Origin of the sequence: Streptomyces sp. NPDC087420 (assembly GCF_044744165.1) — a bacterium.
GTDB lineage: Bacteria > Actinomycetota > Actinomycetes > Streptomycetales > Streptomycetaceae > Streptomyces.
In genome coordinates this window covers 560,161-579,047 of the sequence record NZ_JBIUXU010000003.1, presented here as the reverse complement: position 1 = coordinate 579,047, position 18,887 = coordinate 560,161, and the positions used below count along the sequence as shown (strand labels likewise).

Sequence of the window (18,887 nt, the reverse complement as noted above, 5' to 3'; positions counted from 1 at the left end):
CCGGTCGGCCGCCCCCTTTTCCCGCCGGTCGCGTGCTGGTGGGCCCGCACGATCGTGGAGTCCACCGACACCAGCCAGTCGATGTCCCCGGCCGCGTCCCTCTCCGCCTGGATCGCCTTCAGCATGCGGGAGAAGGTTCCGTCCAGCGCCCACCTGCGGAAACGCGTGTACAACGTCTGCCAGGAACCGTACCTCTCCGGCACGTCCCGCCAGGCCGAACCGGTCCGCAGCTTCCACACGATCCCGTTCAGCACCACACGGTCATCCAACCGAGGCCGCCCAGCCGTCCCCGAACCCGGCAACAACCGCGACAACACAGCCCACTCAGCATCCGACAACTCATGACGACGAATCACACCCGCCATAATCCCGCATCACCCGATCGGCTTTGAAGACGACCCCTAGAGCCTGCCCGACATCTCCCACAGCAGGACCTCCGCCGGGCCGCCCGTCACGTCCAGGCCCTCCGCGTCCGTGATCCGCGCCGAGTCCCCGGGGCCCAACTCCTCGCCGTCCAGCCGGACCCGGCCGCGTACGACATGGACGTACACGAACGGCGCGTCCGGTACGGCGGCGCGCTCGCCCTCCCGCAGCCGGCGCACGTGCAGCATCGCCCCGGCCTGCGGCAGGGCGTACGGCGTGGAGTCGGCGATGCCGCGCACGATCTCGTACCCCGGCTCCCCGCCCGGCTCCAGCGGCGCGAGCCACATCTGCACGAACACCAGGGGCAGTTCCGCGTCGTTGCGCTCCACGTGCCGTACCCCGTCGGCCGCGCTGAGCCGCTGGACATCTCCCGCCCTGACCACCGTGGCGTGCCCCGCCGAGTCGCGATGGGTCAGCTCGCCCTCGGCGACCCAGGTGACGATCTCCGTGTGGCTGTGCGGGTGTTCACCAAAACCGGCGCCCGGCGCGAGCCGTTCCTCGTTGCAGGCGAGCACCGCGCCGAAGCGCAGATTGTCCGGGTCGTAGAACCGTCCGAAGGACAGGGCGTGCCAGGATTCGATACCGGCGGAGGGATCGCCGCCCCGGTAACGCTCCTCTGCGCGCACGACTCGCATCACAGGTCCCACCGTAGGGGATGCCGACCGCCCCGGCGGCTCGCTCACCCGTACCGATAAGGCAGTCTTGTCCCCGTGCCTGAACCAGCGAACGTAGCCCACTCCCACCCCGCGACACTGCGCCGCCTGGAGCAGTCCGCCGGGCGGCTCGCCGCGAACGCCATCGCGCGCATGGACGCGACGCTGCCGTGGTACCGCGCGATGCCGCCGGAGAACCGTTCGTGGATCGGGCTGGTCGCGCAGGCGGGCATCGCCGCCTTCACCGAGTGGTTCCGCCACCCGGAGACGCCGCAGGCCATCTCCACCGACGTCTTCGGTACGGCTCCGAGGGAGCTGACCCGGGCGATCACCCTGCGCCAGACCGTCGAGATGGTGCGGACGACCATCGAGGTCATGGAGACGGCGATCGAGGAGGTCGCCGCCCCCGGCGACGAATCCGTGCTGCGGGAGGCCCTGCTCGTCTACGCGCGGGAGATCGCCTTCGCCACCGCACAGGTGTACGCGCAGGCCGCCGAGGCCCGCGGGGCCTGGGACGCGCGGCTCGAATCCCTCGTCGTCAACGCGGTCCTCTCCGGAGAGGCCGACGAGGGCGCGGTCTCCCGGGCCGCGGCGCTCGGCTGGAACGCCCCCGAACATGTCTGCGTCCTGCTCGGTACGGCCCCGGACGGGGACAGCGAGCTGACCGTCGAGGCGATCCGCCGGGCCGCCCGGCACGCCAAGCTCCAGGTCCTCACCGGGGTGCTCGGCGACCGGCTCGTGGTGATCGCGGGCGGCAGCGACAACCCGCTCCAGGTCGCCAAGGCCCTGATCGGGCCCTATGCGGCGGGACCCGTCGTGGCGGGCCCGGTGGCCCCCGATCTGCTCGCCGCGACAAAGTCCGCGCAGGCCGCCGCCGCCGGGCTCAAGGCCTGTTTCGCCTGGCAGGACGCCCCCCGCCCGGTCCTCGCCGACGATCTGCTGCCGGAGCGCGCGATCGCCTCCGACCCGGCCGCGCGGGACCAGCTGGTGGAGGAGATCTACAGACCGCTGGAGGAGGCGGGCTCCGCGCTGCTGGAGACTCTGAGTGTCTATCTCGAGCAGGCGAGCAGCCTGGAGGGCGCCGCCAGGATGCTCTTCGTCCACCCCAACACCGTGCGCTACCGGCTCCGACGAGTGACTGACGTCACCGGATGGTCGCCCTCCGATGTACGGTCCGCGTTCACGCTCCGGATCGCCCTCATCCTCGGGCGCTTGGCCGAGCGGGAGGCTCAGTCCTAGACTTTTGTCGTACTCCAACAATTCCCCCGACGGTTCTTCGTCCCTGTCGTCACGGGCGGTGAAGGCCATCCACAAGAGAGAGTGTGAGGGTGCTCGTACTCGTCGCTCCCGGCCAAGGCGCTCAGACGCCCGGCTTCCTGTCTCCCTGGCTCGATCTGCCCGGCGCCGAAGACCGGCTGCGGGCCTGGTCGGCCGCCATCGACCTGGACCTCGTCCACTACGGCACGAAGGCCGACGCGGACGAGATCCGCGACACGGCCGTCGCCCAGCCGCTGCTGGTGGCCTCCGCGCTGCTGTCGGCCCGTCAACTCTTCCCCGCCACCGGCGATCTGACGCGTGACGTCGGCGCGGTGGCCGGTCACAGCGTCGGCGAGCTGGCGGCCACCGCGCTCGCCGGGGTCCTCACCGACGAGGCGGCCATCACGCTCGTGCGCACCCGCGGCCTGGCCATGGCCGACGCCGCGGCCGTCACCCGGACGGGGATGTCCGCGCTGCTCGGCGGCGACCCCGACACAACCGTGGCGCACCTGGAGACGCTCGGGCTGACGCCCGCGAACGTGAACGGGTCCGGCCAGATCGTGGCGGCGGGCACGCTGGAACAGCTCGCGGCGCTGGAGGCCAACCCTCCGGAGGGTGTACGGCGTGTGGTGGCGCTCAAGGTGGCCGGCGCGTTCCACACGCACCACATGGCCCCGGCGTCCTCGGCGCTCGAAGAGGCCGCCCGCGCGCTCGACCCCGCCGACCCGGCCGTACCGTACGTCTCGAACAAGGACGGTCAGACCGTCGCCACCGGCGCCGGCGTACTGACCCGTCTGATCGGCCAGGTGGCCAGCCCGGTCCGCTGGGACCGGTGCATGGAGACCTTCCAGGAGCGGGGCGTCACCGCGCTGATCGAGCTCTGCCCCGGGGGTACCCTGACCGGTCTCGCCAAGCGCGCCCTGCCCGGCGTGAAGACCTTGGCCCTGAAGACCCCGGACGATCTCGACGCGGCCCGCACCCTGATCGCCGAGCACTCCTCCACGGCTGACTAAAGGAGCCAGAGAGCATGTCGAAGATCAAGCCCAGCAAGGGTGCTCCGTACGCGCGCATCATGGGCGTCGGCGGCTATCGCCCGACCCGGGTCGTGCCCAACGAGGTGATCCTCGAGACGATCGACTCGTCCGACGAGTGGATCCGCTCCCGCTCCGGAATCACGAGCCGCCACTGGGCCTCCCCCGAGGAGACCGTGGCCGCGATGTCCATCGAGGCGTCCGGCAAGGCCATCGCCGACGCCGGGCTCACGCCCGAGCAGATCGGCGGGGTGATCGTCGCCACCGTCTCGCACTTCAAGCAGACCCCGGCCATCGCCACGGAGATCGCCGACGCGATCGGCGCGGGCAAGCCGGCCGCGTTCGACATCTCCGCGGGCTGCGCCGGCTTCGGCTACGGGCTGACCCTCGCCAAGGGCATGGTCGTCGAGGGTTCGGCGGAGTACGTCCTCGTCATCGGCGTGGAGCGGCTCTCCGACCTGACCGACCTGGAGGACCGTGCCACGGCCTTCCTGTTCGGCGACGGCGCCGGCGCCGTGGTGGTGGGACCCGCGAAGGAGCCGATGATCGGCCCGACGATCTGGGGTTCCGAGGGCGACAAGTCCGACACCATCAAGCAGACCGTGTCGTGGGAGGAATACCGCCACGGCACGGTGGAGAAGTTTCCGGCCATCACGCAGGAGGGCCAGGCGGTCTTCCGCTGGGCCGTCTTCGAGATGGCGAAGGTCGCCCAGCAGGCCCTCGACGCGGCGGGCATCAGCTCCGCCGAACTCGACGTCTTCATCCCGCACCAGGCGAACATGCGGATCATCGACTCGATGGTGAAGACCCTCAAACTGCCGGACAGCGTCACGGTCGCCCGTGACGTGGAGACCACCGGCAACACCTCGGCCGCCTCGATCCCGCTCGCGATGGAGCGGCTCCTGGCGACCGGGCAGGCGAAGAGCGGCGACACGGCGCTCGTCATCGGCTTCGGGGCGGGTCTCGTGTACGCCGCGACGGTCGTTACCCTCCCCTAGTCACGCCGGAGCCTCCGGTACGTGTTCCCATATATCCCTCTGCTCAATATCGAAGGAGCGCCCACATGGCCGCCACCCAGGAAGAGATCGTCACCGGTCTCGCCGAGATCGTGAACGAGATCGCCGGTATCCCGGTCGAGGACGTCCAGCTGGACAAGTCCTTCACCGACGACCTGGACGTCGACTCGCTGTCCATGGTCGAGGTCGTCGTCGCCGCCGAAGAGCGCTTCGACGTGAAGATCCCGGACGACGACGTCAAGAACCTCAAGACGGTCGGCGACGCCGCGGACTACATCCTCAAGCACCAGGACTGACCGCACAGCGCGGCTGACGCCACCCGGTGGTGGCGCCGTATAAAATTCAGCACCCTCTACACGTGGAGAAAGAATTCCAGTGAGCTCGACCAATCGCACCGTGGTCGTCACCGGTATCGGCGCAACCACACCGCTGGGTGGCGACAGCGCATCGACCTGGGAGGGTCTGCTCGCCGGCCGCTCCGGGGTGAAGCCCCTGGAGGGCGAGCGCTTCGCCGGTCTGCCGGTCCGTATCGCCGCCGTCGCGGCGGTCGACCCGGGCGATGTACTGCCCCGTCCGCTCGCCCGCAAGCTGGACCGCTCGGCGCAGTTCGCGCTGATCGCGGCCCGCGAGGCGTGGGCGGACGCGGGTTTCACCGCTCGTGCCGGTGACGACACCTCCGTCGACCCCGACCGCCTCGGGACCGTGATCGCCTCCGGCATCGGCGGCGTCACGACCCTCCTCGACCAGTACGACGTCCTGCGGGAGAAGGGCGAACGCCGCGTCTCCCCGCACACCGTGCCGATGCTGATGCCCAACAGCCCCGCCGCCAACGTCAGCTTGGAGGTGGGCGCCCAGGCGGGCGTGCACACCCCCGTCTCGGCCTGCGCCTCGGGCGCCGAGGCCGTCGGCTACGCCGTGGAGATGATCCGCAGCGGCCGGGCCGACATCGTGGTCGCCGGTGGTACGGAAGCGGCCATCCACCCGCTGCCCATCGCCGCGTTCACGAACATGATGGCGATGTCGAAGAACAACGACGACCCGGCCGGCGCCTCCCGCCCGTACGACAAGGGCCGTGACGGCTTTGTCCTCGGTGAGGGCGCGGGCATCGTCGTGCTGGAGTCCGCCGAGCACGCGGCCAGGCGCGGCGCGCGGGTCTACTGCGAACTGCTGGGCCAGGGCGTGTCGTCGGACGCGCACCACATCGCGCAGCCCGAGCCGACCGGCCGGGGCATCGCGAAGGCGCTGGAGAACCTGCTCGCGTCGACGGACCTCAAGGCGTCCGAGGTCATGCACCTCAACGCGCACGCCACGTCCACCCCGCAGGGCGACGTCGCCGAGATCAAGGCGCTGCGCCGGGTGCTGGGCGACGACCTGGACCATGTCGCGGTGTCCGCGACGAAGTCGATGACCGGCCACCTGCTGGGCGGCGCGGGCGGCATCGAGACCGTGGCCACCGTGCTGGCGCTGTACCACCGCACGGCCCCTCCGACGATCAACCTGACCGACCAGGACGAGGAGGTCGACGCGGACGTCGTCAAGGGCGAGCCCCGCGCGCTCCCCGGCGGGACGATCTCCGCGATCAACAACTCGTTCGGCTTCGGCGGCCACAACGTGGTTCTGGCGCTCCGTACGGTCTGAGTCCGTACGGACTCGTACCGCAGCGATGCGGTTCGGCACGAGGCCCGTCCCCCGGCTGGGGACGGGCCTCGCCGCGTGGGGGCTTCGCGTCACTCGGCCGAAGACTTCACGTCACTCGTCGAAGCTGGCGAAGTACGAGGCCGCGAGGTCCTTGTCGCCGTGGCCCAGTTCCTTGGCGCGGCGGAAGCGTTCGGCGATCGCCGCCACGACGTCCAGGTGGACGCCCTCGGCCTCCGCCGCCTCGATGATCAGCCGGGCGTCCTTGGCCCCCGTGTTGACGGAGAAGCTCGTCGTGTAGTCCCCGTCGAGGATCATCTCGGCCTTGATGTGGAGGTAGGCCGCGTCCACCGGGCCGCCCGAGACGAGGTCCAGGAAGGCCCTCGGGTCGGCGCCGAGCCCCTTGGCCAGCGCGAGCGCCTCGGCCGCGCCGTTGATCAGGGTCAGGGTCCAGCCGTTGGCGACGAGCTTGAGGCGGGTGGCGGCGGCGGAGGCGCCGTCCTCGCCCAGCCAGAGGGTGCGCCGCCCGATGGCGTCCAGGACGGAATCGAGGCGGTCCCGGTGCTCCTCGGGGCCCGCCGCGAGCACCGCGAGCTGGCCGGCCTCCGCCGGGCCCTTGGTGCCGAGTACGGGCGCGTCGAAGAAGACCACACCGTGATCCGCCGCGAGGGCCGCCAGTGCGGGGACGTCCGCGACGCCCACGGTCGTCGACTGGAGCCAGAGGGTGCCGGCGCCCAGGCCGGGCGCGGCGGCCGTGAAGGCGTCCCGGACGGCGGCCCCGTCGTACACGACGGTGAGCACCACGTCGGCGCCCGTCACCGCCTCGGCCGCGGTGGCCGCGACCCGCGCGCCGTCGGCGGCGAGCGCCTCGGCCTTCGCGGGGGTGCGGTTCCACACCCGGACGTCGTGTCCCGCACGGCAGAGGCTGCGGGCCATCGCGGAGCCCATGATTCCGGTGCCGAGAACGGCTACCGCGAGATGTTCGCTCATGGGTGCACGGTAGACCCGCGGGCACGCTCCGGCGCGCGAGAGCGCTCAGACGACCTGGTGCAGCCAGCGGACCGGCGCGCCCTCGCCCGCGTACCGGAAGGGCTCCAGCTCGTCGTCCCAGGGCTTGCCGAGCAGCTTCGCGATCTCCGCCTCCAGCTGGGTCTCGCCCTGCCGGGAGCGGGCGAGCGCGGCGCGCAGCCGGTCCTCGGGGATCAGGATGTCGCCGTGCATGCCGGTGACCGCGTGGAAGATGCCGAGGTCGGGCGTGGCGCTGTAGCGCTCGCCCTCGGCCGTGGCGCAGGGCTCGGCGGTCACCTCGAAGCGCAGCATCTGCCAGCCGCGCAGGGCGGAGGCGAGTTTGGACGCCGTGCCCGGTTCGCCTTTCCAGGAGAACTCGGCTCTCCAGGTGCCGGGTGAGGCCGGCTGCCGGATCCAGTCGAGCTGGACCCGCAGGCCCAGGACTCCGGCCACCGCCCATTCGACGTGGGGGCACATCGCGCGCGGTGCGGAGTGAACGTACAGAACTCCACGTGTCGTCACCGGGACCTCCAGTGTGGGACGAGGTTCGCCTTTCCCAGCGGCCTCAGTAAACAGCATCGGGAGTGAAACTCCACAAAAGGGACAGTATGTGACGTGAGGTAATTTACCGGAGCCACGCGTTCGGGGCCTCTGGTCCGACGTGGGAAAAGCTACCGTGCGGCGGGGTGCCCGGGGTGACGTACCGTCGGTCCTGGGGCCGATATGCGCGAAGCTTTCACTCGCCGGGGCGCCGCCGGGTGCCAGGCGCATGTGCCAGCGGTACGGGCCATTCCTGAGCGGCCCGGAAGCGCCGGGAACGGCGGTACGGAAGGCCGGACGAGGGCCGGGACCGAGGCTCTCCGAAGGCCGCGAAGGCCGGCGAGGACAAGCGAGAAGCAACGTCGAACACGAACCGACGGGGAGGACCGCTGATGCGGGAGAGCCGACGGACCGGGAGTGCGACCCCGGCGCGCCGCCGTACGGACGACGGGCGCGCGCGGCGTCGGCGTGGCGATGGCCGTCCGCGTGTCGGCGGCCGTCCGCGTGTGGTCGTCGCGGTGGTGACGGCCCTGGTGCTCGCCGCCGGTGGCACGCTGGCCGGCTGTGACGCGTCCGGCGGCTCCTCCGCCGACGGCGCGGCGGGCAGGAGCGCCCCGGCCCCCCGGCCGACGCCCGCGTGGGACCCGGCTCCCGACTCGGTGGCCGCCGTGGGTGACTCGATCACCCGGGGCTTCGACGCCTGCGCGGTGCTCACGGACTGCCCCGAGGCGTCCTGGGCGACCGGGACGGACGGCGAGGTCCGCAGCCTGGCCCAGCGCCTCCTGGGGGCGCCGGGCGCGGCGGGGCGGAGCTGGAACGAGGCCGCGACGGGCGCGAAGATGGCGGACCTGCCCGCGCAGATGACCCGCGCGGCCCGGCACGACCCCGGCCTGGTCACGGTCATGGTGGGGTCCAACGACGCCTGCCGGGACTCGGCCGCCCGGATGACCTCGGTGGCCGCCTTCCGTACGGCGTTCGAGGCGTCGATGGACCGGCTGCGGGCCCGGGCGCCCCACGCGCAGGTGTACGTGTCGAGCGTGCCGGATCTCAAGCGGCTCTGGTCCACCGGGCGCGGCGACCCGCTGGGGCGGCAGATCTGGAAGCTGGGCATCTGCGCCACGATGCTCGGGGACGCGCAGGACGTCAGCGCGAAGGCCTCGGCCAGGCGGAGCATGGTGTACGACCGGATCGTGGCGTACAACGGCGTGCTCAGGGACGTCTGCGCCAAGGATCCGCTGTGCCGGTACGACGGCGGTGCGGTGTTCGACTTCCGCTTCACCGTGGAGCAGCTGAGCCACTGGGACTGGTTCCATCCGAGCAAGGACGGGCAGAGCCGGCTGGCCGCGATCGCGTACCGCAACGTGACGGCGGCGCGTCCGCCGGCCTGAGAGCGGGGCCGGTCCGCCGGACGGTCTAAGGTGCTTGACCGTGACTGCCATAACCACGGAACACGTCGGCGCGACCGACGAGGGCACGCCCGTCCTGCGCTGGACCCTCGAACGGGCCGGGACCCGGGTGCGCCTGCTCACGTACGGCGGGGTCGTGCAGTCGGTCGAGGTGCCCGACCGGCACGGGACGGCGGCGGACGTCGTGCTCGGCTTCCCCGACGTCGCGGGCTATCTGGGCTCCCGGGGGCCGTACTTCGGCGCGCTGGTCGGCCGGTACGCGAACCGCATCGCGGGCGGGGCCTTCACGCTCGGCGGCCGGACGTACCGGCTGGCCCGCAACGACGGTCCGAACAGCCTGCACGGCGGTGAGCGGGGCTTCGACCGGTGGGTGTGGGACGCGGAGCGGGACGGTGACGGCGTACGGCTGTCGCGGGTCAGCCCGGACGGCGAGGAGGGCTTCCCCGGCCGCCTCGCGGTCAGCGCGACGTACACGCTGGAGCCGGACGGGGCGCTGCGGATCGACTACCGCGCGGAGACCGACGCCCCGACCCCGGTCAACCTGACCAATCACACGTACTGGAACCTGGGCGGCGCGGGCAGCGGCCTCGCGACGGGGCACGTGCTGCGGATCGCGGCGGGCCGGATCACCCCGGTCGACGCGACGGGGGTGCCGACCGGGGAGCTGGCGCCGGTCGACGGGACGCGCTTCGACTTCCGGGAGCCCCGGGCGGTGGGTCCCGGCTACGACCACAACTACGTGCTGGACGGGGCTCACGACGGTACGGGCGTGGCCGCCGAGCTCCACGACCCGGTGTCGGGGCGGGTGTTGACCGTCACGACGACCGAGCCCGGGATGCAGCTCTACACCGGCGACCACTTCGACGGGAAGCCGTACGGGCCCGGGGACGGGATCGCCCTGGAGACCCAGCACTTCCCGGACTCACCGAACCGTCCGTCGTTCCCGGACACGGTGCTGAGGCCGGGTCAGGTCTTCGACTCCACGACGAGGTACGGATTCTCGGTGCGCTGACGGGCAGCCGACGGGTACGGGACGCGGGGCGGGGTACGTACGGCCCCGGAGCGGTGTCAGGTGCCGCCCCGGGGCCGTACGGTCTGTGTCCCCCTACCCCCTGAGGGCTCCCGCCGTCAGGGGCGTACGTCGATCGTCGTCGTGAGGCGGCGGTCGGCGACCGAGTGGCCGGCCTCGACCTCGTACGTCCCGGGGACCAGTGCCCAGGCGTCCGTCCGCTCGTCCCAGATCTCGAACGCCCGGCGCCGCAGCGGGACATGGACCTCGGCCGTCTCCCCCGGGGCCGCCTCGACGGAGGCGAAGCCGGCCAGCCAGCGGGCCGGGCGCTCGGGGGCGTCCGGGGCCGGTGTGCCCGTCGGCGCGAGGTAGATCTGGATGACCTCGCGGCCGGTACGGACACCGGAGTTGCGCAGCCTGACCCGCACCTCGTCGTGGGTGGCCGAGAGCGTCTCGTACACCCAGTCCGTGTAGCCGAGGCCGTGTCCGAAGGGGTACGCGGGTGTCGTGCCCGCCCGCTCCCAGGCGCGGTAGCCGATGAACAGACCTTCTTCGTAGCGCAGTTGGCCGTCGGTCGGGGTCGTCGCCGAGACGGGCGCGTCCGCGAGGGCCACCGGCCAGGTGGTGGGCAGCCGGCCGCCGGGCTCCTCGGCGCCGAGGAGGACGTCGGCGAGCGCCGTGCCGCCCTCCTGGCCCGGGAACCAGCTCAGCAGCACCGCCGCGACCTCCTCGCGCCACGGCAGTTCCACCGGGGAGCCGGTGTTGACGACCACGACGGTGTTCGGGTTGACGGCGGCCACGGCCCGTACGAGATCGTCCTGGCGGCCCGGCAGCCGCAGGCTCGTACGGTCGAAGCCCTCGGACTCGACGCGGGCGGTGGTGGCCACGACCACCACGGCCGTCCCCGCGCCGCGCGCGGCTTCGACGGCCTCCGCGATCAACTCGTCCGGGTCGTACCGCGGTCCGAGGTGGAGCAGGGAGAAGGCGACGGCCCTGATCGGGGCGTCCGGGAGGGTGAAGACGGTGTGCAGCAGCGAGACCTCGACCGGCTCGCCCGCCGTGAGCACGGCGTGGGCGCGCTCCACCGGGGTGCCGAAGAACGCCTCGAACGGGTCGGCGGAGTCGCCCGGTTCCTGGGTTCCGTCGAAGAGTGTCTCGCCGTTGACGGTCAGGACGAAGCCGCCGAGACCGCGCGTGCCGAAGGCGTGCTCGCCGCTCTCCCTCGGCACGAAGCGGCCGGTCAGCTCCACGGTGTGCAGCGTGTCGTGGGTGACGCCGTCGGGGAGGTCGCTGCCGGCCCACTGCACCCGGCCGCCGGGGACGCTCGACGTGCCGAGCACCCGGCCGTCCTCGGCGCGGCAGACGGCCGTCAGCTCGAACCCCTTGTCGGTGTCGGCGAGTTCGTCGCTGGGGTCGGCGCCGAGGGCGTAGGTCAGCGCGCCCTCGGGGAGGGCGGCGGTGAGCCCGTCGAGCGGGGAGACGACGTGGTGCGGGAAGACCACGGCGGAGCCTCCGCCGAGGATCCGGGCGTCGCGGGCCGCCGCGCCGCTGAGGGCGACGGTGCCGGCGCGGGCCGGGTCGAGGGGCAGGACGGGGTGGTCGCCGCGCACCTCGTTGCGGACGAGCACGAAGGAGCGGCGGGCGACCTCGCGGGCCAGCGCGTCGCCGTCCAGGGGCGCGGGAAGGTCGGTGACGACGGGGGGCGCGCCGTCGAGGGCGCCGACGCGGGCGGCCAGCCGCAGGACGTTCCGTACCGCCTCGTCGACGGCCGGTTCGTCCACCTCGCCGGCCCGGACGGCGGCGGCCAGCGCCTCGCCGTACACGGTCCGCGGTCCCGGCATGGCGACGTCGAGGCCGCCGAGGAGCGCCCCGACGGTGGAGCGGGCGGCGAGCCAGTCGGAGACGATGAAGCCGTCGAAGCCCCACTCGCCCCGCAGCACCTCCTGCTGGAGGTAGCGGTGTTCGGTCATGGTCGCGCCGTTGACCTGGTTGTACGCGGCCATGATGCCCCAGGGGTGGGCGTTGGCCACGATGGTCTCGAAGGGCGCGAGGTACAGCTCGCGCAGCGGCCGGGGGGCGACGAGGTTGTCGACGGTGAAGCGGTCGGTCTCGGCGTCGTTGGCGACGAAGTGCTTGACGGTCGTGCCGACCCCGCCGTCCTGGACGCCGAGCACATAACCGGTGCCGATCTCTCCCGTCAGGTACGGGTCCTCGCTGTACGCCTCGAAGTGGCGTCCGCCGAGGGGTGAGCGGTGCAGGTTCACCGTCGGGGCCAGCAGGACGTGCACGCCCTTGCGGCGGGCCTCCTGGGCGAGCAGCCGGCCGGCGCGCCGGGCCAGTTCCGGGTCCCAGGTGGCCGCGAGGGCGGTCGGGGAGGGCAGGGCGACCGACGGGTCGTCGGCGGTCCAGCGGACTCCCCGGACGCCGATGGGGCCGTCGGACAGGACGAGGGAGGCGAGTCCGATCTCGGGGAGCGCGGGCAGGGACCACATGTCCTGGCCGGCCAGGAGCCGGGCCTTGGCGTCCAGGTCGAGTTTGCCGAGCGCCGCCTCGACGGCGGCGGTGCGTGCCTGATCGGCCCGGGTGGTGGGTGCGCCTGCCACGGCCGTACCTCCTCGTCGAGTTCGGGTGGACGGTTACATGGTGACCCGGCATCCTGTAAGGAGGTAGGGTTCGTTATTGATTTGTGATATTCGCCGTGGCATTCGCGCCGGTGTCCGGCGGGGATGGGAGGAGCGGGCCGATGGCGAGAGCCAGGAGCGGGGAGCGGCGGGCGGACATCCTGCGCGCCACCCTCGAAGTGATCGCCGAGCGCGGCTACCGGGGGACCACCCTGAGCGGGGTGGCGGAGCGCGTCGGCCTCACCCAGCAGGGCCTGCTGCACTACTTCCCCTCCAAGGAGGCGCTGCTCGTCGCCGTCCTGGAGGAACGCGACCAGTGGGACACCGGCGGCGGGGGCCGGGGGCGCCGGGGCTGGCGGCTGGAGCTGCTGACGTCCCTGGTGGAGTACAACGCGATGCGCCCCGGGATGGTGCAGACGTTCTCGGCGCTGCTGGGCGAGAGCGTGACGGAGGACCATCCGGCGCGGGAGTTCTTCACCCACCGCTACGACCAGGTGCGCGGCAACATGACGGCGGTGCTGCGCGACGAGTTCGGCGACCGCCTGCCCGGCGGGCTCACCCCGGAACAGGCGGCTCCGCTGTTGACCGCTGTCATGGACGGGCTCCAGTACCAGTGGCTGCTGGACCCGGAGTCGGTCGACATGCCGGCCGCGTTCCGCGACTTCCTGACGCTGCTGCGGGCCGGGGGTCCCGCGCCCGGTTCCTGAGCCGTGTCGCCGACCGGTTTCCGCTGACCCACTCCGCCGACCGACTTCACCGACCGGTGTCGTTGAGCGGTGTCGTTGAGCGGTGTTCCTGACCGGTATCGCACCATGGTCATCCGGCCGCCCCGAGGCGATACTTCCGCCATCCGACGGAAGGAGCACCCCATGAGGCTCAGGAGCCACACGCGCGTTGGTCTTGTCCTGCTCACCACGGCCGCGCTCGCCCTCGTCGTCCCCGCGCCGGCCGGCCTCGCGCAGGCGCGTCCCGCGTCCGGCCACCTACCGCCCGCCGCACCGGCGTTCACCGTCGAGGAGGCCCGCCTCGACAAGGCCGTACCGCAGGAAATCCTGCGGCGCAGCGGCTTCGACACGGTGGCGCCGGGGCTGGCGCGGGCGCTGGACGGGGCCAGGTCGTACGCCGCGGCCGAGCGGGTGGTCGTACGCCAGGGGCAGCGGCTGTGGCAGCGGGCGGTGGACCGGGTGCAGGGGCGGGGTCCCGCGCGGGGTGACCTGAGCCGGGACGACGACCGGCCGCTGTACTGGGCGCGGTTGGGGATGACCCGCGAACTGCGCGCCTGGCAGCCGGAGTTCCCGCTGTCCGACGCCGCGAGGACCCGGCTGCTGGGCACGCTGGAGCGCTCGTCGCGCGGCCAGGACTCGATGGCGTTCCCCGGCAAGGACCGGCACGGCAGGGCGGTCAAGCGGATCGTGATGACCGGCTTCGACCCGTTCACGCTGGACCGCGACATCCGGATCAGCAACCCGTCGGGGGCGACGGCGCTGGCCCTGGACGGCACGGTGGTCACGACCGCCGACGGGCCGGCCCGCATCGAGACGGCCGTCTTCCCCGTCCGCTGGGACGACTTCGCCGCCGGAACGGTCGAACAGGCCCTGAGCGGGCCGCTGTCGCGGGCCGACCTCTTCACCACCGTCAGCCAGGGCCGGGTCGGCCGGATCGACGTGGAGCGCTTCAATGGCGCCTGGCGCGGCGGCTTCGGGGACAACGAGAACCTCTCGCGGACCGGGCTCGTCCCGGTCTCCGACCCGGCCTCGCAGCCACAGTGGACGACGACCAGCCTGCCGTACAGCGCGATCCTGGCGGCGGGCACGGGGCGGTTCCCGGTGTACGACAACACCTCGGTGACGGAGGTGCCGGCGGGCGCGACCGCGCCGGTGGTACGGCCGGGCGGCCCGACCCCGGGCTCGGCGGCCCGCGCCGGGGGCGGCGGCGACTACCTGTCCAACGAGATCGCCTACCGGGCGACGCTGCTGCGCGACCGGCTGGGCCGGGACATCCCCGGCGGCCATGTGCACACGCCGGTGCTGGAGTTCGGTCCTGGGAACACCGACCCGGCGACGGGGACGGTGACCGATCCGCGGTTCGTGCAGAACCGGCTGGACATCGTCGCGCAGATCAGGTCGATCATCGTGGTGGCGGCCGGAGCGTAGGTCCTAGAACCGGGGCGGGGTCTGCGGCTCCTGTCCCGGGGCCGGGGGCCATGCGGTCTTTCCCAGGGCGAGAGTCGCGTCGGGGGCGGGCACGGTCCCGTCCCCGGGCGCCGGCACCGGCCCCAACTCCCGCTCCGGTTCGATCAGGTCACGGGCCATCAGCGTCGCGCCCGCCACCGCGCCGGGCATCAGGAAGATCGCCACGACCGGGATCAGGAAGGCCAGCGTCAGCGGCACGCCGAAGCCGAGGGTGAGCATCCGGCGGCCACGGAGCAGTGCGAGCCGTGCCTTGAGGTCGATCCGCCGCCGCTGGAGGGCCACCGCGACCAGTTCCTCCGTCAGGAAGAAGCCGGACACGCAGAAGCCGATCGCGGGGACGACGGTCTGCCCGACGACGGGGATGAACCCGGCGGCGAAGAGCAGGACGCCGTACAGCGCCACCCGTGCCAGGATCCGCAGGCTGTCGCGTGCCGAGATCCACAACTCGCGCCAGAGCGGCAGTCCCGACTCCGGGACCTCGCCGCCCTCCGCCCGGTCGACGGCCTCGGACAGCGATTCGTAGAAGGGCTGGCCGACCAGGAGGGTCACCGCCGTGAAGGCGATCACCGCGAGGAAGAGGACCAGTGCGAAGAGGAGCACGACCAGGAAGCCGCGGAAGAGCCCCTGCCACGGCGAGGACCAGTCGTCGGCGAAGGGGGTCGCCCACGTGGTCAGGTCGTCCCCTCCGTAGCTCAGGCCGACGAGCACCGCCGCGTAGAGCAGGAGGGTGACCAGACCGGGCAGGAGCCCGAATCCGAACCACCGGCCGTGGCCCGCGACCCACCGCTGGCCCTTCATCAAGTAGCCGAAGCCCACACCGATATCGCCCATGGGAACCACCCTACCGGCGCCCCCGAGACCCTCTTGTTGTCCGGGGGCCACAACCGGTAGACCCTGCGTCACCGATCACTTCCGTCCACGCGCGCACGCCCCGGAGGCCCTCGCATGCGAATACCCAGACCGGCCCTGATCGCCACCGCCGCCCTGACCGGTGCCCTGCTGCTCGCACCGCCCGCCGCGTCCGCCGTCCGCGGCGACGACGGAGGGGCGAACGGCCCGAAAGGGCCGCACCACGTCAGGGAGAGCGGGCGGGAGACCGCCCCGGGCACCGCTCCCACCGGCCTGACCACGAGCCTGCCATCCGCTCTCACCGGCCCGGCGGCCTCACGCCCGGAGGCCGGCTATCCACGGCGTACGGTCCTCGACGCGCCGCCCGTGGACCCGGCCGACAAGTCGGTCAAGCTCGGCCTGGCGCCGTACCACTCGCTCGCCCCGCGCCTCAACTCCCTCCAGAAGCTGGGCAATCGGGTCAGTGTGGAGGTCGCGGGGCGGTCGGCGGGCGGCCATGAGCTGTATCTCGTCACCGTCACCGCTCCGGAGAGCGCGGGCGAGGCCCGCGAGCAGGAGCGGATGCGCGAGCTGATCGAGAACTCCCCGGCGCGGGCCGCCAAGGACCGCCGCATCAAGTCCTCCTACAAAACACCGCTGTTCATCAACAACAACATCCACGGCAACGAGTGGGAGGGCACGGACGCGGCGCTGGAGCTGATCGAGGAGCTGGCGACCGCGCGGGACGCCCGTACCCGCGACCTGCTGGCCACGAACCGGATCCACATCAACGTCACGGCCAACCCGGACGGCAGGATCGCCGGGACCCGCGCCAACGCCGACGGCTTCGATCTCAACCGGGACATGATCACGGCGTCGCAGCCCGAGACCCGTGCGATCCGGCGGATCGCCATCGCCAAGCAGGCCGCCGTCATGCTCGACCTGCACGGGTACGTCAACGGCACCCTGATCGAGCCGACCACCCCGCCGCACGGCGAGAACTACGAGTACGACCTCTTCCTCAAGAACGCGTACGCCAACGCCCTCGGCATGGAGAAGGCGGTGAACGACCTCGGCTACACGTCCGGGAAGGACGGCGTGGAGCCGCCCGTCATCCCCTTCCGGGACCAGGAGGAGGGCTGGGACGACTGGCCGCCGGTCTTCACCCCGCAGTACATGCCGTTCCAGGGCGCGGTCGCCTCGCACACGGTCGAGTTCCCGATGACCGTCAACAACCGGTCGTACGACACCCTGCCGGCCGAGGAGTTGCGCCGCCGGGCCGCCATCAACACGGACATCGCGGGGGCCGTGATGCGCGCGACCCTGAACTACACGCTGGACCACCGGACTTCGGTGATCGCCGACCAGATCGAGACGTTCCGGCGGGGCGCGGCGGGCGAGGCGCAGCGGCCGGTGTCGGAGGAGACCGTACCGGGAGTGCCGGGCATCGGCCCCGAGGACGTGTACACCACCGACTTCCCCCGCGCCTTCGTGATCCCGGCCGGCGCCGCGCAGCGCTCGGCGACCGCTGCGGCCCGGCTGGTGGACCACCTGACCGCCAACGACGTGCGGGTCGAGCGGGCCACGACCGGCTTCCGGCTCAATGGCCGTGCGTACCAGGCAGGTTCGTACGTCGTCGACATGCGCCAGCCCAAGCGCGGCATCGCGAACGTGATCCTCGGCGAGGGCCGGGACATCAGCGCGGACGTCTCCACGATGTACGACATCTCGGGGTGGAGCCTCGGGCTGCTGTGGGGCGCGAGTGTGGACACCGTACGGACGGTGGCGGGCGGACTGCACGTCCCGGGCCGCCCGGTGACGGCCGCCTCCCCCACCGGCTCGGTGGCGCGCCAGGGCGATCTGCGGCTGCGCCTGGACGACCCGAAGGAGCTGCTCGCCCTCAACTCCCTTCTCGCGCAAGGGGTGAAGGTGCGGCGCGCGGCCGACGGGGCGGCGATCGTGCCGTCGTCGGCCCGCCGCCTCGCGAGCGTCCTCGCGGAGCGCCACGGGGTGGTCTTCGCCGCCACGAAGGAGCGGGGGACCACGGCGCTCCACCGCACGCGGGTCGCCGCCTCGGTGACGGCCGGGGAGCAGGCCGCCCTGCGGGAGATGGGCTTCGACGTGCTGCCGGTGTCGACCGCGATCCTGAACGCGGACTTCGACTGGTCGTCGGCGGACGTGCTGTACGTCTCCACGGGGCTCCAGTACGGGTCTCTCACCCCGGCCGCGCGCGCGGCGCTGGACGGCTTCCTCGGCGGGGGCGGCGGGGTGGTCGGTCTCGGTTCCGGGGGTACGGCCCTCAACGCGGCGGCGGCGCTGCTGCCCGTGACGGCGGTCGCCGGGAACGGGGACGCCAACGGCGTGGTGCGGGTGGCCAACGCGGGAGGCCCGATCACCGGCGGCGCCCCGGCGCACACCTTCGTCTACGGGCCGCGGTGGTTCACGGCCCTGGGCGCCGGAGTGCGGACGGAACAGTCGTACAGCACAGGGAAGTTGCTGGTCTCGGGCCACTGGCGGGCAAATGAAGACGGCGCGGGCGGGCCCGCCGACGCGGCGGGCCGGGCGTCGGTCGTGAGCGGTACGGCGGGGGCGGGCGCGCGGGTGGTGCTGTTCGGCACCGAGCCGCTGTTCCGTGACCATCCCAAGGGGGTGTTCGCGCAGGTGGGCCGGGCGCTGCTCGGCGCGGCCGGCTGAGCGGGCCGCCGCCGGGGCCGTACCGGACGCGGTGACAGACACGCGGGGCCCGTGTCCCCTGAGGGGATACGGGCCCCGCGCCTTGCTGTGTGGTGTTTTATCCGCTGTGCGATCAGGCGACGGCGAGCGTCACGCTGATGTTGCCACGGGTCGCGTTGGAGTACGGGCACACCTGGTGCGCCTTCTCCAGCAGGTCCTTGGCGGTCGCCTCGTCCACGTTCGGGATGACGGCGACGAGTTCGACCTCGAGGCCGAAGCCGCCGGCCTCGGTCTTGCCGATGCTGACCTTGGCGGTCACGGTCGAACCGGATATGTCGGCCTTCGCCTTGCGGGCGACCACACCGAGCGCACCCTGGAAGCAGGCGCTGTAACCGGCGGCGAACAGCTGCTCCGGGTTCGTACCGGCGCCGCTGCCCCCCATCGACTTGGGCGGGTTGACGATCACGTCGAGCTGACCGTCGTCGCTGGAGACGCGGCCGTCACGGCCGTTCTCGGCGGTGGCGACGGCGGTGTAGAGAGCGTCGATCTTCTGAATGGTCATGCTGGGAAGGTTCCTTCGCTTGTACGCCGTAGC

At 72.4% G+C, this 18,887-nt stretch carries 17 protein-coding genes; 10 read left to right on the top strand and 7 right to left on the bottom strand.

What is annotated here, in order from left to right; translation table 11 throughout:
* Window positions 1-365: IS5 family transposase (locus tag ACIO1C_RS08645; RefSeq protein ID WP_401859926.1), on the bottom strand; the 365-nt coding region annotated here is incomplete at its 3' end.
* Window positions 366-401: 36 nt separating this feature from the next.
* Window positions 402-1,058: a pirin family protein gene (locus tag ACIO1C_RS08640; protein WP_401860002.1), complete on the bottom strand. Its 657-nt coding sequence runs from the start codon at window positions 1,056-1,058 to the stop codon at window positions 402-404.
* 75 nt (window positions 1,059-1,133) lie between these two features.
* On the opposite strand from ACIO1C_RS08640, the gene ACIO1C_RS08635 reads away from it, so the two are divergent.
* The 5 genes from ACIO1C_RS08635 (at window position 1,134) to fabF (ending at window position 6,018) form a co-directional block, all read left to right on the top strand.
* Entirely contained in the window at window positions 1,134-2,315 is a 1,182-nt protein-coding gene (locus ACIO1C_RS08635; protein WP_161311900.1) for a CdaR family transcriptional regulator, read from the top strand.
* Window positions 2,316-2,404: 89 nt separating this feature from the next.
* A complete protein-coding gene (locus tag ACIO1C_RS08630; RefSeq protein WP_401859925.1) occupies window positions 2,405-3,346 on the top strand; it encodes an ACP S-malonyltransferase in 942 nt (313 codons plus the stop codon).
* Between the two features lie 14 nt (window positions 3,347-3,360).
* Window positions 3,361-4,362 carry a ketoacyl-ACP synthase III gene (locus ACIO1C_RS08625; RefSeq protein ID WP_401859923.1) on the top strand — a complete coding sequence of 334 codons (1,002 nt, stop codon included), beginning with the start codon at window positions 3,361-3,363 and terminating at the stop codon, window positions 4,360-4,362.
* A gap of 65 nt (window positions 4,363-4,427) precedes the next feature.
* The gene (locus tag ACIO1C_RS08620) at window positions 4,428-4,676 is read left to right on the top strand and encodes an acyl carrier protein (RefSeq protein WP_167033381.1); all 249 of its coding nucleotides are present in this window, start codon (window positions 4,428-4,430) and stop codon (window positions 4,674-4,676) included.
* Window positions 4,677-4,755: 79 nt separating this feature from the next.
* On the top strand, window positions 4,756-6,018 hold the full coding sequence (gene fabF, locus ACIO1C_RS08615) for a beta-ketoacyl-ACP synthase II (RefSeq protein WP_401859921.1): 1,263 nt from the start codon (window positions 4,756-4,758) through the stop codon (window positions 6,016-6,018).
* 111 nt (window positions 6,019-6,129) lie between these two features.
* Here fabF and ACIO1C_RS08610 read toward each other — a convergent pair whose 3' ends face one another.
* Complete coding sequence (locus ACIO1C_RS08610; RefSeq protein ID WP_401859920.1) at window positions 6,130-7,005, bottom strand: NAD(P)-dependent oxidoreductase; 876 nt, start codon at window positions 7,003-7,005, stop codon at window positions 6,130-6,132.
* A 45-nt stretch (window positions 7,006-7,050) separates the two neighbouring features.
* A complete protein-coding gene (locus tag ACIO1C_RS08605) occupies window positions 7,051-7,545 on the bottom strand; it encodes a DUF3145 domain-containing protein (RefSeq protein WP_401859919.1) in 495 nt (164 codons plus the stop codon).
* 410 nt (window positions 7,546-7,955) lie between these two features.
* On the opposite strand from ACIO1C_RS08605, the gene ACIO1C_RS08600 reads away from it, so the two are divergent.
* Entirely contained in the window at window positions 7,956-8,951 is a 996-nt protein-coding gene (locus ACIO1C_RS08600; RefSeq protein WP_401859917.1) for an SGNH/GDSL hydrolase family protein, read from the top strand.
* 40 nt (window positions 8,952-8,991) lie between these two features.
* Window positions 8,992-9,981 carry an aldose epimerase family protein gene (locus ACIO1C_RS08595; RefSeq protein ID WP_401859915.1) on the top strand — a complete coding sequence of 330 codons (990 nt, stop codon included), beginning with the start codon at window positions 8,992-8,994 and terminating at the stop codon, window positions 9,979-9,981.
* A 116-nt stretch (window positions 9,982-10,097) separates the two neighbouring features.
* Here the strand turns inward: ACIO1C_RS08595 and ACIO1C_RS08590 are convergent, their stop codons facing one another.
* Window positions 10,098-12,581 (bottom strand): glycoside hydrolase family 3 protein, encoded by a 2,484-nt coding sequence (locus tag ACIO1C_RS08590; protein WP_401859913.1) that lies wholly within the window; start codon window positions 12,579-12,581, stop codon window positions 10,098-10,100.
* A 140-nt stretch (window positions 12,582-12,721) separates the two neighbouring features.
* Here ACIO1C_RS08590 and ACIO1C_RS08585 point away from each other — a divergent pair, with 140 nt between their 5' ends.
* A complete protein-coding gene (locus ACIO1C_RS08585) occupies window positions 12,722-13,306 on the top strand; it encodes a TetR/AcrR family transcriptional regulator (RefSeq protein ID WP_401859911.1) in 585 nt (194 codons plus the stop codon).
* Window positions 13,307-13,468: 162 nt separating this feature from the next.
* The gene (locus ACIO1C_RS08580; protein ID WP_401859909.1) at window positions 13,469-14,752 is read left to right on the top strand and encodes a pyroglutamyl peptidase; all 1,284 of its coding nucleotides are present in this window, start codon (window positions 13,469-13,471) and stop codon (window positions 14,750-14,752) included.
* A 3-nt stretch (window positions 14,753-14,755) separates the two neighbouring features.
* Here ACIO1C_RS08580 and ACIO1C_RS08575 read toward each other — a convergent pair whose 3' ends face one another.
* Window positions 14,756-15,622, bottom strand: a complete 867-nt coding sequence (locus ACIO1C_RS08575) for an EI24 domain-containing protein (RefSeq protein WP_401859907.1) — start codon at window positions 15,620-15,622, stop codon at window positions 14,756-14,758.
* Window positions 15,623-15,736: 114 nt separating this feature from the next.
* Here ACIO1C_RS08575 and ACIO1C_RS08570 point away from each other — a divergent pair, with 114 nt between their 5' ends.
* A complete protein-coding gene (locus tag ACIO1C_RS08570) occupies window positions 15,737-18,313 on the top strand; it encodes a M14 family zinc carboxypeptidase (protein ID WP_401859905.1) in 2,577 nt (858 codons plus the stop codon).
* Between the two features lie 112 nt (window positions 18,314-18,425).
* Here ACIO1C_RS08570 and ACIO1C_RS08565 read toward each other — a convergent pair whose 3' ends face one another.
* Entirely contained in the window at window positions 18,426-18,854 is a 429-nt protein-coding gene (locus ACIO1C_RS08565) for an organic hydroperoxide resistance protein (protein WP_401859903.1), read from the bottom strand.
* Window positions 18,855-18,887 lie beyond the last annotated feature (33 nt).